The organism is Micromonospora sp. S4605, from assembly GCF_003176715.1.
GTDB lineage: Bacteria > Actinomycetota > Actinomycetes > Mycobacteriales > Micromonosporaceae > Micromonospora > Micromonospora echinaurantiaca.
Genome location: NZ_QGSW01000237.1, coordinates 41,763 through 57,172 on the forward strand (window position 1 = coordinate 41,763; position 15,410 = coordinate 57,172).

General features: G+C 70.0%; 7 protein-coding genes. All 7 read right to left on the minus strand.

From position 1 onward, the window contains the following. Positions 1 to 103: 103 nt before the first annotated feature. The 7 genes from DLJ47_RS20505 to drmA all read right to left on the minus strand — a co-directional run bounded on the left by DLJ47_RS20505 (position 104) and on the right by drmA (position 15,395). Positions 104 to 1,387, minus strand: a complete 1,284-nt coding sequence (locus DLJ47_RS20505; RefSeq protein WP_109901757.1) for a vWA domain-containing protein — start codon at positions 1,385 to 1,387, stop codon at positions 104 to 106. Positions 1,388 to 1,421: 34 nt separating this feature from the next. Continuing rightward, complete coding sequence (locus tag DLJ47_RS20510; protein ID WP_109901759.1) at positions 1,422 to 5,144, minus strand: AAA family ATPase; 3,723 nt, start codon at positions 5,142 to 5,144, stop codon at positions 1,422 to 1,424. A 67-nt stretch (positions 5,145 to 5,211) separates the two neighbouring features. Further along, positions 5,212 to 6,795, minus strand: a complete 1,584-nt coding sequence (locus DLJ47_RS20515; protein ID WP_199235934.1) for a serine/threonine-protein kinase — start codon at positions 6,793 to 6,795, stop codon at positions 5,212 to 5,214. Positions 6,796 to 6,828: 33 nt separating this feature from the next. Then, a complete protein-coding gene (locus tag DLJ47_RS20520) occupies positions 6,829 to 8,790 on the minus strand; it encodes an N-6 DNA methylase (protein ID WP_109901787.1) in 1,962 nt (653 codons plus the stop codon). A gap of 2 nt (positions 8,791 to 8,792) precedes the next feature. Beyond that, the gene (gene drmC, locus DLJ47_RS20525; RefSeq protein WP_109901763.1) at positions 8,793 to 9,575 is read right to left on the minus strand and encodes a DISARM system phospholipase D-like protein DrmC; all 783 of its coding nucleotides are present in this window, start codon (positions 9,573 to 9,575) and stop codon (positions 8,793 to 8,795) included. A gap of 76 nt (positions 9,576 to 9,651) precedes the next feature. Further along, the gene (gene drmB / locus DLJ47_RS20530) at positions 9,652 to 11,550 is read right to left on the minus strand and encodes a DUF1998 domain-containing protein (protein WP_109901765.1); all 1,899 of its coding nucleotides are present in this window, start codon (positions 11,548 to 11,550) and stop codon (positions 9,652 to 9,654) included. Beyond that, positions 11,550 to 15,395 (minus strand): DISARM system helicase DrmA, encoded by a 3,846-nt coding sequence (drmA, locus tag DLJ47_RS20535; RefSeq protein ID WP_109901767.1) that lies wholly within the window; start codon positions 15,393 to 15,395, stop codon positions 11,550 to 11,552. The genes drmB and drmA overlap by 1 nt, the downstream gene beginning before the upstream one ends. Between the last annotated feature and the right edge of the window lie 15 nt (positions 15,396 to 15,410).

A 15,410-nucleotide genomic window follows, 5' to 3' on the forward strand; every position in this document is an offset into this window, starting at 1 on the left:
TGCCCAGACAGAGGCGCGAGCAGCAATAACCTAGCGAACGGGCGTCCCGCCCGAACCACCCGGACGGACGTTCCTGACGTCCACCGTCCTGCTGACCTCATAGTCAGTTCGGCTCACTCGAGGGCGGCCGGACTCGACCGCGCTTGCCCGATTTGTAGGCAGCATCCATCGATGAGTACTTTGCGGCCCGCGCGATCATGCCGTTCTCCGTCTGATCGGCAAGGTAGGCGAGCGCGGCCGCCTCTTCCGCCAGATCCTCCCGAAGGTGTGGCGGCGCGGTGGGCAGGGTTTCGGCGAGGGCAGCCTGCGCGTTGCGGATCTCGGTTAGCGCGGCTGTCGGTGCACCTGAGCTGAGGTGGCCAGACGCGCGGCGCTTCGCCTGCTGCAGGTGGAGATAGACCAGCTCGGTGCGGACGGTCGGATCGGGGATCCCCTCTGCGGCCTGGTCGCCGGGGACGACGTTGACGTGCAGCGGCACAGTGACCGTGTGCTGGGTGAGGCCGGGCAGCTCGACCCAGGTGAACCGCAACGAGGCGATCTGAGCCAGGCCGAGTGCAGCGATGGCGGGAACGTCGAAGGTCAACAGCACCTTGCGGGTCTCGTCCGCGTAGAAGCTGCCCAGTTCGACGAGGAGTCCGTCGTTGCTCGTCGTCACGGGCAGGTCGTTGACGACGTGGACCGCTCGTACCTGCGGTGCGACGTTGATCAGCAACGAAGCGGCCTGGGCGGTCTGGGAGAGCAGCCCGTCGACCTCGTCGGCGATGAGCGCGCCGGCGGTGTCGGGCTCCTCGGCGAAGAGTTCGTTGCCGGAGCCGCCGCAGGCGATCGCCGACATGAGCCGCTCGTCGTAGCCGAGCCCGTAGCCGAGTGTCGATGTGGTGATGTTGTCGGTGTTGGCCTTCGCGGCGATGCCGCCCAGCCTGTCCGGATCGGTAACGCCAGCGTTGGCGTGCCCGTCCGAGATGAGCAGCACGGTCGCACCGGTCGCCCCGGCCACCCGGCCGGCTTCCTGCAGTCCGCGCAGGTAGCCGGCGGACAGATCCGTGCTGCCGCGCGCGCTGAGCTGTCCGATGGCGCGTTTGACCGCCTCCTTGTCGGTGAGCGGCCCGGCTGCGACCGTCACCTCGACCCGGTCGTCGAACGCGACCAGGCCGAAGTTGTCACTGGGATCGAGCTTGTCCACCAGACCGATGAGTGCCGCCTTCGCGCCGTCGATCCGGGCACCGGTCATCGATCCGCTACGGTCGAGCACCACCTGCAGGGTGGATGCCGCGCGGACGGTAGCCGAAGCCGGCGCGGACGGGGCGGCCAACTCGATAAGGACGGCGAGCTCGCTGTCGGTCTCGAGTGCCACCACGTCAAGATCGAGATGAGCCGAGATGTGCATGAGGGGTCTCCTTGAGGGGAGAAGGGAAGGGTGGTCACAGGCCGAACACCTTGTGGGCCAAGCTGCGCCAGGCGGGGTAGTCAACCCCGCGCCGGTCATCCGTGGTCACGAGCCTGCCTCGGCTGCCGCCGCCATCCTCATCGGGACGGATCCCGTTGGCGACGTACCAGGCCTTTTTCTGCACCCACTTGGAGGCGTAGCGAGGGTCGGAGAGCATGCCGAGGTGCTCCCAGATGACGGTCTCGCCCAGGTCTGTGAGGATCGTGAAATCAGGTCGGACCGTACGACCGTCGTCGCCTGTGAAGGGCGACTCGTAGTCGTAGGACAGCCCCAGCTCGTCCAGCAGGTTTGCGATGAGCACCTCACTCTTGCTCCGGACCAGCTCGCCACGGGCGGTTCGGTGCACGAGACCGCGGTCGATCACAGCGTCGCCAACCTGGATCGGCTCGGAGGCCACGAAGAGGTTGGTGAGCCTCCTGGCGGTGTCGGAGTAGACGGCGGAGCCCAGCCTGGCGACCTCGTCGAGGTCGGCCTCGTGCAGCAAAATCACCTTGTGCTGCTGCCGGGTCAGGGCCGTGTACAGCAGCTCGCGGCTCAGCCCCGCACCGTCCGGCAGCACGACAAGCGTGATCTGGAACTCGCTGCCCTGCGCCTTGTGAATGGTGATGGCCCACGCGAGTTCCAGCATCGGCGCCCGGTCGTCGTCGGACCAGTCGCGGTAGGCGTACTTGACGCCAGCACGACCGCCGAGCTCGATCTCGGTCTTGTTCGGCGCCCAGTTCACCTTCCCGGACCGCGTCTGGCCGATCACGACGCCAAGCTCGCCGTTGGCGACGAACCGCTCCGCGTCCTTCGGATACATCGCGTAGGGACTGAACTTGTGGTTGCGGATGTTGATGACCTTGTCACCGACGACGATTCGCTCGGGCCCGATCGGCTTGGCGTTGTAGCGCTTCGGTCCGATCGCCTGCTCCAGCGCGCGCGTGCCGAAGGTGTCCTTGAGGGCTCGGTTGATCTCGGTGGTGCCCCAGCCACGACTGCGGACCGGGGAGAGGATCTGCCAGGCGTCGGCCTTCTTCGCCGCGCCGCCGGGGTAGTAGAGATTGCCCCTGCCGGAGACAACGCCACCGTAGCTGCGGCCGAAGGCGGTCGACAGCTCTTCGTCGGAGGCCTCCCGCAGCTCCGGGATCTCGTCCCGCAACACCGTGAGCAGGGTGGCGAAAAGGTCAGCCCGGTCATAACGCACCGCCCGCAGGGTTGGCAACTGCTCGCCGGCTCGCAGCCGTTCCCAGACGAGGTCGGCGGCCGGCGACAGCTCGCCGTCGGCGAACCAGCTAGCGAGCACCAGGTCGTCACGCTCCTGGCCGACCTGGCGGCGAGGAATCGTCAGCTCCGCGTAGCCGGGGGCGCAGCGGGGTGTGCGCGTGGCGATGTCGGCGGGTGCGAGCCGCCGCACGATGTCGACGAAGGGGCGGCCTGCGCCGATCGGCGGGAGCTGGCGCGGGTCGCCGACGAGGACCAGACGTTGCACCCCGGTGACCGCGTCGAAGAGCGCCGCGAGTTGCTCCTCGGTGAGCATGGAGGCCTCGTCGACCACGACCGTCCTGTAGTTCTTGGCGCGGGTCTGGACGTCTCCGGTCACGAGGTAGCGCTCGGTCCGCGGGTTGTACCGCTTGGTGGCGATGAGGAACTGGGCGAGGGTGACGGCCTCCGCCTGGACACGGTGGGCCAGCTGTACCCGGGCCTTCCCGGTCGGGGCAACCAGGAGGACGCCGCCCGCGTCGACGGTCTTCGTGTGCCGCAGCACCTGAAGCAGCGTGGTCTTGCCCGTGCCGGCGGAGCCGATCAGCACGCTGATGCGCGAGGAGTACAGCGTGTTGAGAGCGGCCACCTTCTCCGCCCGCGCTCGCGTCTCGGCGTCTCGCTCCTCGTCGGTCAAGTCACCACCGATCGCGCCGAGGAGGTCATCGAGCCGCCGCGCGAAGTCCGGCACCTCGGTGATCGACGGGGCCTTCAGCCGCCGCTCGACCTCCTTGCGGATGACGGCGCCGACCTCGGCCAGTTCGGTGAGCTGCAGGGCAGCGGCGCCATTGGGCAGGGGCACACCGGTCAGCGGGCCTTCCGGCGGCAGGGTGTCGGCGGACAGTTGGTGGGCGTCGAGGACATCGCCGGTGACCGGGCAGGGCACGCTCAGCGTCCGAGCTCTGATGCTGGTGACGATGTCTGTCTGGGGCTGGAGCGTGTGTCCCGCCGCCTTCGCCCGCTGCAGTTCGTCCACGATGAGGGCACGAACCCGGCGGGCGTCGAGGTCGTCCGACATGGCGCTGGGGGCCGGTACTGGGTGCTCGGCGGCGACGGCGGCGTCCGGGAAGCAGCCCCGGTCGATGATGGCGAAGGGTACGGCGTCGGGTTGGCCTCGGTCGGCCTCGAACAGCCGGTACGGGTTCGTGATGATCTGCTCGTCGGTCAGTGCCGGGTCGCGTTCCTCGACGACGAAGAACCGTTCGGCCTGCTCCCGGGTCAGCGAGAAGCGGCTCAGCAGCTCAAGGAGCTTCCGTCGCTCCGGCTTGAGCGCCTTCCAGGTGGCGCGGACGGTGCCTGTCAGGTGCGTCTTCGCGGCGATCCCGAGTCGGTCGGGGTCGGCCATCGCCTGCTCGAGAGTCAGCCACGGGTCCGTTCCGGGACCGCCCGCGGCGGCGACCAGGTGGGCGAGGGTCACCGACTGCGGAACCCCGAAGGCGGCCAGTACGCTGGCCAGCCCCGGCCGAGGTCCCCGCAGCTTCCAAAGCCGGTTGAGCTGCCCCTCCAGCCAGTCGAACCCCAGCGGCCCCGCCGCGGCTCCGAGCAGCCGCTGCGCGGTGCGGCCCGCGGCCATGAGGGCGAGCAGGGCGTCGATGGCCAGGTCGTGGCTGACGTGCTCGGTGACGTACGAGAAGGCCTCCCAGCCCCCTTCCGGGGCAAAGGCCAGGGCGTCGGAGATGTCGATGCCCCGGTCGTCCCGGGCGGCGAGCAGCGCCTGGTACGGCATGAGGAACCCGCGCTGCTGGTCCGGCCGTAGCGAATGCGAGATGTTGGTCTCCCACATCTGTGCCGGGAACTGCTCCCCGCCGCTGCTGCGGTATGCGCCGGTGGGGTTTACGTCGGTGACCATGGCTGCCCCGACCAGGAGCCGGCGAGGGTCGTCGCTCAGCGGGCTGTGCTTGGCGTAGAAGAAGACGAGACTCGACTCGCGCTGCACAGTGCTGAAGAAGGCGTCGAGGATGGTCCGCTGATTGTCGCCGTGCATCATCCAGGTGGAGCTGTCCCAGCCGGTGATGGCGTCCACCTGCTCTTCGAGCTCCGGACGAAGGCCGAGTCTGCGTTGTTCGTTGATTTCCCTCGCGCCATCGCGGGACATCCACCGGAAGGGCACCGCCTGAGCGGCGTACGCCGGTATCGGTTGCGGGGTGAGCTGGAACGTGGCGAACGCCGGCGACTTCTGGGTGAAGGGATGCTGGCGTTGGAACGGGATGACCCGCGGGGACATGAAGGTGCCCCGTTCTGCCACACACGGCGGCGCGTCCGCGAGGGGCAGATCGGCGATCTCGCTGCCGGCCAGGCGCCGCTCGTGGTCGTCGTTCCGGCGCTGGCCGATGTTCTTCAGCAGCACACAGGTGCCGTTGCCGTGTGGGTCTGCGCAGATCGTGCCGTTCCAGCCGGCGTCATGCCAGGGCACCCGGATGGAGATGTGTTCGATCGGCCGGGCCGGCTCGTTCATGGCGCTCTCCTCGTTCCGTGCCGCGGATGACGACGGCGGGGTGGTCGGGTGGTCGGGTGCGTGCGAGTTATCGCGACTGGCGCAGCGAGGCGAGCAGGTCGGCGATCTCGGTGGTAGTTGGGTCGCCCGCTTCGCGCAGTCGTTTCAGGTCGGCGAGCAGCGTTGACAGGGTCTGCTCGGCGGCCTGCCGCTGACCGGCGCCGAGTTGCAGCAGGCCGATCTGGCGGCGCAGTTCGAGGGTTCGGGGGTCCTCGTCGCCGTAGGCCTGACGCTCATCCTGAAGCAGGTCGTTGAGCTGCCGCAGCGCCTGACTGGTCTGCCCGGTCAGCGCGTGGCAGGTCGCCTCCTGCAGACGGCAGCGCAGCAGGAGGTCGGTGTGCGTGGCGTCGGCGGCGGCGAGGTCGGCGGCGAGGTCGTGGTACGCCGGCGCGGCGCGACGGTAGTCCCCGCCCTCGAACAACACGTTGGCCAGTTCGAACCGCAGGCTCACCACGTCCCGGTCGGTCTGGCCGAATGCGCGGCTCGCCGGTCCGGCCGCTTCCGTCAGCACCTCTGCGGCCTGGCTGTAACGGGACTGCCGAACCAGCTCATGGGCTTCGCTGCGGGCCCGGTCCAGGTCACTCCGGTTGAGCCGTTCGTGTTGGGGTGCCGGCTCCGGTTGGCGTGGCGGTGCTGTGGTGGGCTGCGGCGATACGCCGGCTGAGGTACTCGAGACCACGGTCGTCTCGGCGAACACTCGGCTCAGGACGCCCGCGTACAGCCGGACCGGGCTCGTCGTCGACGGGGGATCGAGGACACCAGGCAGCGGACCGAGGGCGGTGGCGAAGGGCAGCAGCCGGTCGTAGACGGCCTCGGCGCTCGCCGGCCGGGACTGTGGCTTCTTCTCGAGCAGGTCGAGCACCAGTTGTTCCAGGTCGGGGGGCACCTCGGCGCGGATCGAACGCAGGGCGGGCGGGGTCTCCTTCACCTGCTTGCTCATCACGGAATAGGACGTCGAGCCGGTGAAGACGTGTTCGCCGGAGAGCATCTCGTGCAGCGTGCAGCCGAGCGCGTAGAGGTCGGTGGCGGGGCTGCTCAGGTTCGCCTCGACCTGCTCAGGGGCCATGTACGCCGGCGTACCCAAGGGCTGGCCGGTGTGGGTGATCTTCGAGAAGTCGGCGAGGGTCGGCGCCACGGCGAGGCCGAAGTCGAGGACCTTCACCCGTCCGTCCGGTTCCAGCATGAGGTTGCTCGGCTTGAGATCCCGGTGCACCAGTGAGGCGCGGTGGGCGGCGGCGAGCACGGCGCAGACCTGGGCCGCGATCGCGGCGGCCCAGCCGATGGGCAACGCCCCCTGCTCGGCGACGAGGTCGGCGATGCTGATCCCGTGGATGCGTTGCATGACCAGGAAGGGGCGGCCGTCGCCGTCGACCCCGACGTCGTAGACGGCGGGCACGCCGGGGTGTTCCAGCCGGGCGGTGATGCGCGACTCCCGCACAAACCGACGGATGTGCTCATCGTCGCGGGTGCCGTCCGGGAAGCGGATGAACTTGACGGCGATCTCCCGGTCGAGCTTGGTGTCCCGCCCGAGCCAGACTTCGCCCATGCCGCCCCGGGCTAGCGGAAGAGTCTCCAGCTCGTAGCGCCCGTTGCTCAGCGTCCGCCCAGACACAGCCTCTCCCCTGCCCCCACGGCGATGGCCACGCTAATCATCCGTTGCTCCGTCCGGCCTCAGGCTGCCATCGGCGAGACCCGCGAAGCCTAGTGCGACAAGGGAATCCGCGAGGTCCGCCAACTCCCGTACCGACTGTTGGAAAGCCGACAGTGTCTCGAGCGCCTCGCCGTAGACGCGCTGGGCGTCGATGGGTAGCCGGGGCAGCCTTGCGCGGTGCAGATCGGTACGCGTCGAGCCGGACGAGGTACGGGGTGCCGCTTGCGCGATTCGGAGGAACCCGGCGAGAAAGTGAGGGTCGAGCTGCTCCGGGTCGACCCGGAAGAGAAGGAGCTGCGGGCCGAGCAGCGTCCCGTCCTCGGTGAGCACCCGTACGGCCGAGTGCCGCCCGGGCGGCACAGCGACCACGTCGCCCTGCCGCAGGGTGATCGAACCGGGGGCGATGCTTGCGGCTCCGGATGGCGGACGACCGAGCCGAACGTCGTTGGCGGTGAGGACGGGTTGGTCTCCCCGGTCGGTCCGCATTCCCATCGGTGCTTGACGGATCGACACCGCGCCCGACTTGGCGAGTTCGCCGATGGTGGTTGTGGCCAACGGCTCGGACGGAGCCGGCATCGACAGGTCGGGCAAGGTGTCCGCGAGGGTCCTGGCGGCCGTCAACAGCCGGGTTCGCACCGGACGGAACGCCGGTCCCCTGGCGGCTGGGCTCGCGATGACGTGGCGGGCGGGCGTGAGGTCGACGACCTCATCCAGCAGGTCTTTGATGCGGAACGACCGGCTCAGGCCTGGTAGGTCGGTCTCCGGGTCGGCGAGGAAGGCTCGCCACGCCTCCTCGACCAAGTCTCGATCGGCGGTTGCATCGACGAGCAGCACACGCGTCTGGTCTGCACCATCAGGGCGGCGCAGCACCCACAGGTCCGGGCCGCCGGGAGCGGTGGTGCCCCATCCGGGCAGGCTGATGACCGCCCGGAGGGCGCCGGAGCGAAGCAGGTTTGCCCGGATACGGCGACCCGCGCGGCGGCTGGCGGCGGCGGCCGGCATCAGGATGGCCACGTGTCCCCCGGGCCGGACGTGGGCGAGGCAGTGCTGCAACCAGGCCAGCTCCGACTCGCCCCGCGGTGGCAGGCCGTACGCCCAGCGAGGGTCACTGGTGAGTTCGTCGTATCCCCACGATCGATCGCCGAACGGCGGGTTGCAGACAACGACGTCAAAGAGTTCGTCGGCGAAGGCATCGGCGCGCAGGGAGTCAGCGACGATGAGTCGCGCGTTGTCACCGGCCAGAAGGAGGCGGGAGACGGCCAGTCGGGCCGCGGTGCGGTTGATCTCCTGGGCAGCCAGTTCGGTGGCGCCGGCAGCCCGGGCGGCCAGCAGCAGGGTGCCGATTCCGCACGTCGGGTCGAGCACCCGCCCACGCGCCGCGCCGGACAGGGTGATCATGAGGTTCGCCACCCAGGAGGGCGTGACCGTGTGTCGGCGGGAGTGGACCTCCAGGTACCGCTGGCGGAGGAAGTCGAAGACCGCTCGCGGGCCTTCGAGGTCGGCCGCTTCGGCGGCCAGCCGCACGATGGTCACCGCGTCCGCGTCCGGTAGGGCGGTGACCAGGTGCGCGAACTCCGGGACAACCGCCGCCCTCGCGTCGGCGAGGCGGTTCCGCACGATGTCGTCCGGCTGGTCCGAGAGGATCTTCCAACCCGCCGGATCCCGCTCCTGATAAACCAGGAAGCCACCGAGGTAGCCGATGCGGTCGCCCAGCTCCAGGTCGGCCGCCGCACCGCGCAGCGACTGCCAGACCCGGTCCATTGCGGTAAGCTGGAACGGCTTGTCGTGTCGGGTCAGCCAAGCCTCGACCTCACTCAGCGCAAAGAGCGGGCTCGCCGAGCTGCCACCAACCGGGTGGGGAAAGTCGGGAAACCGCCGTCGCCAGTTGCTGACGGCGGCTCGGCCAACGCCGGCGAGTCGGGCGATATCGCCAGCCGCGACCGTGGCACCGTCCACCGTCACCACCCCTGCCCGGCATTGCGCAGCCGGGTCAGCACGCCCCGGCTCTGAAGTTCGGCGATGTGCTCGGCTGCCCGCTGGGGTGCCGTGCCGCCGCGCACCAGCAGCCCGGCTTCGATGTTGCGGTTGACTCCTGACTGGGTGAGGTTGGCGCTGGACACCAGCAGCACCCGGCGATCGGCGACCGCGATCTTCGCGTGCATCTTGGCGGGGTGCTCGGCGCGTTGCTCCTTCGGCCAGTGCCAGAGCTTGACGCCGGGCACGGTCCCAAATGCCGCCGCCGGCTCCGTGCCCTGCAACGCGCCTCCCGCACCATCCCGGGTCTCGACCACGACGGTGACGCGAACGCCACGCGTGACCGCCGCCGCCAGCGCCGTCAGCAGCGGCTGGTACGGCGTCGCTGAGTACGTCATCAGCAGCAGCTCGCCCCGGGCCTCTCCCACGAGTTCAACCAGCACCTGGGCGGTTGATCGAACCGGCACCGGATGGGTGCTCGGCCCGCTCCACACCGACTCGATTCGCACCTCTGCCGACCGCTGGGCGTGCCCGGCCGCCAGCCCCCTCAGGTACGCCGCCGCCTCCACCGGCGACATCCCGGACGCATGCTGTGCGGCCAGCACCGCTCCGGCCGCATCGGCGAAGCCGGGCACCGGGACGGCGTGCCGCAGCGCCTGCTCCGGCCAGCCGCCGCCGAGGCGGTCGGCCAGCACCCGCAGGTGACTCGGACCGAGCCGATGCACCGCGGCCTCGGCCGCCGCCTCGAACGCCGGATACCAGCTCATACCGGCACTCCGCTCCGCTCCGTGTCGCCATGAGGCACCGTCGGGCAGCCCTGATGATTCGTTCGCTGACGCCCGCTCATGGCAGCTCGGGGAAGAGCGCCAGTTCCGGCTTGTCGATGGGTACGACGAATCGTCGGTCGAGGAAGCGGTTGCCGCGTTCGCAGGTCGTCTCGGAGACGAACAGGCAGACGTGGCAGGCGGCGCCGTGCAGGAAGTCCTCCGGGTGGTGCGGAAGCCGCTCGGAGCAGAGCGGATCCGATGAGCAGTGCATGGCGTCGTTCAGCGCCCGGTGGGTGAGGCGGACCAGGTCGTCGTGCTCGGCGAGCGAGACCAGACCGCCGAGCGTCCCTTCGGCGTCGGGGACGGCCGTGTAGATGAGGATGCCGGCCCGCTGCGGGTCCTCTGGGGTGCCGGTGTAGATGCGCTCCGACAGGCTGGCCGAGCTGTAGCCGCACTCCAGTGCGATGGTGCGGATCAGCAGGTGCGACAGGGTGTGCAGGGCGAAGTACCGCTCCCCCGGCCAGTGCCGCATCCGGTCGAAGCCGCCGCGGATACGCCCGGAGTAGCGGTTCTCCCGGAACCGTCCGTACGCCTCTCGGTGCGTCTCCATGGTTTCGGTGTCGGTGACCCGGCGTTCCCACTCGACGAGGAGGTCCTCGGGGAGCCGGAGGAAGATCCCTTCGCCGCGTACCTCGCTGGCCGGCACCCAGGTCGGCGTGGCCTTGCTCAGGGGTGCCCGCAGGACGAGGTCGGGGTCCATCGGGTCGGGTGCGTCCAGACGGGTGAAGCCGACCAGCGCGCGGACCTCGCGCAGCCGCTCGGCCTGGATGACGTCGGCGTAGAACTCCTTGAGCTGGCCGGGCACGCCGTTCGGGTCCCGCCGCAGCGTGAAGTCAGGCGTGGCGGGCGGCAGTTCCCCGCCGGAGAAGATCTCCCACTCCGGGGTGTGCAGGTCCGGGTAGCCCTTCTCGTCGTCGTTCTTGGGGCCGCTGCGGTGCCGCTCGATGGCCGCCCAGATCTGCTCGTCGGTCCACCCTTTGAACTCCCGTTCCACCACCGGGACGGCGGCACGGGCGAATGGCAGAAACGCAGGGCTCTCCATTTTCTCGAAGGTCGGCCAGTGCTGCTCGACCTTGGTTTGCAGCTCGCTGGCACCCGTGCGCGGAACGGCGAGCGCGGAGAGCGTTTGCGCGAACCACTGGTTGGACGCGCCGACCACCAGGAGCTTCAGCTCTCCGTTGCACTCCCCCGGCTCGAAGTCACCCAGGTGTGCCCGCCGGCCCCGGCAGCGGGGGAGTTTGTCCGCGCCGCGCTGGCCGAGGACCTCCTTCATGTTGCGGCGTGCGCCGCACGGCACGCACCGGATCTCGACGTTGGCGCCGAGGTTGCCGCCCCGGTCGTCCATCCGCAGCTTCGGGTGGCTGACGTTGGGACAGCTGCCGCCCTGGTGCACGTACTGGGCGTACGGGAAGTCGTCGAGGTGCCCGGCCGTGCAGGCCAGCACAAAGCGGGCCGCCACCGCCATCGGCCGCCGGCCGGACTTCTTCCGTCCGCAGACCGTGTGGAAGAACCGCGCCTCGTGGGGCTTGCGGGCCTTCGAGTTCTCGAAGCCGAAGACTCCGCCCTCGATCGGGGCCAGTTCGTCACACGCCGTGCAGCGCAGCCAGCCGGGGAAGGGCGTGATCGGCACACCGACCTTGGCCGCCGGGCCATTGGGCTGCTGGTCGGCGCCGTCCATCCACGGCGCCGGCCGCAGTTCCTTGATGGACTTCTGCTTGAGCAGCTTGCGGACGGCGGCGAGGAGTCGGGGCTCGGCAATCGCCTCCCAGTCGGGCACCACGTCGTGGTTCCAGTCGTCCAAGCCCCGCACCAGCACGGAGAAGTTCGGCAGGTCGACGATCGCACCGACGCCGGTGGTGAACATCAGGTGGCTGGGCCGGACGGAGCCGACCCGCCGGAAGTGCTTGCTCGCCATCAGTTCCCCTTCCCCGCGAGGGTCGACTCGCCCAGCTCGTCCCCGTCGGGCCGGTCCTCGTCCCGCACGTCGTCACTCGGCGGTCCGAACGACCACTCCGGCGCCCCGTACTGCGGGTCGAAGATCTTGTCGCCGGCCGGCAGCACCAGGTTGATCTCGTTCTCGGTCTCCCGCATGGACTGCCCGACTGTGCATTCGGTCCACCGCTCGCCGCCGGCCACGCTGAGTAGGCCGGTCAGCTTCTGCTGCTTGAAGGTCCCGTCGGCGTAGCCGAGCCGCGTGGCGCCGGTCTTCCGCTCGTTCCACACGTCCCGCAGCCGGTTGATCCGCTCAAGGAGGTAGTCCCGGCCGCGGTCGCCGGCGATGTCCTCGGCCCGCTGGAGGAACCGGCTGACGACTCGCTGCACCTCGGGGCCGTCGAGCGGCACGTCGTGCGCATCGGTGTTGCGAGAGAAGCCCTCCTCCGCGTTGCGGACGGCCGCGACCAGGGTCGCGGTGGTCTGCCGGTCCAGCGCCCGCCGGGTGTACGGGGTGACCGACAGCGCCTCCACCTGACGGTAGAAGGTGGCGTGGTAGTACTCGAAGTCCTCGTAGTGGGCGAGGTCCCGGGGGCGGGTCCAGTTGTAGAGGGTGACCACCAGGCCGGGCCGGCGGGCGTCCCGGCCGACCCGGGAGGACGCCTGGATGTATTCGGCGGTGTTCTTCGGCTGGCCGGTGACCACCATGAGACCGAATCGGGACACGTCCACACCGACCTGGAGCATCGAGGTGGCGAGCACGGCGTCGACCGGGAGTTGGCCCTCGTTCTGTCGCTTGTAGTAGCGGTCGGTCACCGGGTGCAGGTTGAGCCGCGGGTTGGAGGCGGTCTTGGCCTTCATGGCCTCCCGCATGTCCTCGAAGATCGCCTTCCGTCGAACGGTCGTGTCGATTTCCGGGTCGAAGCCGACTTCCAGCCGCTTCAGCACCTCGCTGATGTCGCCGGACGAGATCCGGGACGTCAGCTCCTGCACGTTCAGCATGCTCGGCCCGACGAGCCGGTCGGAGAGGTCTTTACGCCGGCCGTGGGTGCGGACACGCGTGGCGACCTGGTCGTCGAGGAGGCGCCGCATGCCGGCCAACTCTCGGGTGGCGCTGAAGTAGCCGACCGTCGTCATGTACGGGTCGGCCGGTCCGCCGTACTTGTCGAACAGGGTCTGTCCGGCGAGCAGCAGGATCTCGGCGACCCGAATCTCGGCGGACTTCATCCGTACGCCGTGGGCGCAGACACCGAGGTAGCGGCGGCCGGGGTTGGCAACAGTGACCGGCACCTGCTGGCTGAAGAACGTGTCGGTGATGTCGATGACCGGCGGCGGGAAGACCGCCAGGTCCCGGCCGAATACGCCGAGCACCTGCTCCCGCGCCCGCTTGGTGGTGGCCGTGGACGCGACGATCTTCGGTCCGGCCTCGCCACCGTCGGGCAGCGGCCAGGTGCAGAGCTGGTCGACGGCCGCCTCGAAGAGGCCGACCACGGTGCCGAGCGCGCCGGAGATGAGGTGCAGCTCGTCCTGGATGATCAGGTCGGGCGGACGCAGCCGGATCACCGGCTGACTGGTGACCGCCTCCAGGCTGCCCTTCTTGTTGTGCCGGGCGCCGCAGCCGGTCCGCGCATCGAGGTCGTCGTGCCGGTAGCCGTGCCGGGGGCAGCGCTCGCGCACCCGCCCGAAGAGCAGGCCCGCGTAGCCGCGCCACGGGAGCTGGGCGAGCTTGTCGACGGTGGCGATGACCAGGCTGGGGGCGTACCGGTAGATCTCCTCGTCGACGGTGAGGATCGGCAGGCCCTCGCTGCTGCGCGTGCGGGAGAACGGGCAGGCGTCTACCCCCTCGGCCTCGGAGCAGAAGAGCAGGACGCGGCGCAGGTCCTCCTTGGGTTCCAGGTCCCGCTCGGCACGCAGCTTCGACCCGCACCACGGGCAGCTCAGCGTCTGGAGGACGTTGGTGAACTTGCCGTGCCCCGCCTCGCGGGCCTCCGCGATTTGCTCGGCCGCCTCGTCGAACCAGTTCGGCGAGACTCCACCGCCGACCCAGAGCCCGATACGGAACGGCTCCTTGCCCCAGGTGCCCTCGTCGCGCTGGCGCAGCACCTCGGCGGCGCAGATCAGCGCGGCGGCCCGCTGGAACTGCTGCGCGGTGAGCAGCCGCAGCGTGTAGCGCATGAGCACCGCGACACCAGCCTCGCCGCTGCGGGCGTCCGCCCCAGAACCGACCACGCCCTGCAGCCGGCGGATGGCGAAAGTGAACGCGGTCAGACCCAGGTACGCCTCGGTCTTGCCACCACCGGTCGGGAAGAAGAGCAGGTCGACCGTGGCGTCCCGGTCGGCGGCCCGCTCGGGGTGCGCCGGGTCCGTCAGCGACGGCAGGTTGAGCAGCACGAACGCGAGCTGGAAGGGCCGCCAGGAGGCAGCAGCGGCGCCGCGCGCGCCGATGGCTGCCTTGGCCTCCGCGTACGTCAGGCCCTGCTCTTCCCGGAGCCGGGCAACCTCGCTGTGGCGACGCTGCAGCGCCATGGCCTCGTTGGCGAACCGGAACGCGGCGAGCGCCTCGGCGTGCTTGTCCGCCTCGGGGTTGGTGAGCACGGCGATTCCGGCTCGGATGCGCTTCGCCGCCTTCTCGGCGTTCATGACCGCGGTCTGGGCGGCCTCGCGGAGCGCCTCGGGCAGGTCGGGAATCTTCGCGGCCTCGTCGTCGAGCCAGGCCTCGTACCCATCGGCGAGTGGCGCCAGACCGGTGCGGAGGCGATCGATGTCGGCGGCGGCGAGGGCGTCCATGGACAACTCGACGCCGGCCAGCGGCGTGCCCTTACCCACCGGGGCGACCGTGGCGGGGACGTTGTAGGTGGGGAGCCAGGTGGTGAAGAGCTTGTGGGCGCAGCGCTCGCCGTCGCGTACCCAGGGGTGGACGGCGACGTTGCGGCCGGAGGCGTAGCGGCGCTGCGACCGGTAAAGCAGGCGGAGGTGCGCCTCCTCCAGGTCGTCGCCGGTTCCCTTGACGCCGTCGAGCGGGTCGTCGATCGGCAGGAAGACGGCGGCGTGACCGTCCAATGCGGTCACCGTCAGCGCGGACTGGAAGAGCCAGGCGGTGTCGGCGTTGCTCTCCGGCTCGAGCTGCGTGTTGATCAGGGCGAGCTGCACGACCCGCCGGCCGTCGCGCGGCCGGACCTCGACGGAGAGGTGCACGCCGGGGTCGTCCTGGCTGGGGACGGTGAGCGGGATCCGGTACGAGGTGTCGCCGTCGAGCCGGACCTCCTTCGCGTTGGAGACCGGCTCGCGGTACCAGACGCGACGCTTCTTGCCCTTCTCGTCCTCGGACTCACGCAGGTCGTAGCGGCCCCACTCGGCGGTCACCGACAGCACGTCGGTGTCGCCGGCGACGGCGAACGACAGCCCGATCGAGGAGGCCCACATCTTGCCGAGGTTCTGCGGCGTGACCACCTCGGGCAGATCGGCCTCGCTGCCGTCGCCCTGGACGGCCGCGTTTACGTCGTGCACCTCGGACGAGTCGCGGCGGTCGGCGCGCGGCCGCTGCTTCGGGCCGAGCATGCCGACGAGGTAACGCTCGCGCGGACCCATGGCGCCGGGACGGAACTCCTCGTGCTCACCACCCCACGGCCCGAGCAGGTCCCGCCCGATCAGCTCCTCCAGCTCGTCGCGCACCTGGTAGGAGGTGGCCTCGGGGAAGGTCTGCGGCACGTCGAGCGCCGGAATCAACACGGACTGGTCCTGTCCCGGGTCCTCCGCCCTCGCCAGGGACAGCGCCTGCTGCTCGCCACGGGGGTGCGGGAAGAGTCCTCCCTGCGCGTCAACCGTCACGAGGACCTCCTCAGC

Coding starts and splice junctions, on each gene's coding strand:
- DLJ47_RS20505 (WP_109901757.1), bottom strand. CDS start 1,387: ATGCACATCTCGGCTCATCTCGATCTTGACGTGGTGGCACTCGAGACC.
- DLJ47_RS20510 (WP_109901759.1), bottom strand. CDS start 5,144: ATGAACGAGCCGGCCCGGCCGATCGAACACATCTCCATCCGGGTGCCC.
- drmC (WP_109901763.1), bottom strand. CDS start 9,575: ATGAGCTGGTATCCGGCGTTCGAGGCGGCGGCCGAGGCCGCGGTGCAT.
- drmB (WP_109901765.1), bottom strand. CDS start 11,550: ATGGCGAGCAAGCACTTCCGGCGGGTCGGCTCCGTCCGGCCCAGCCAC.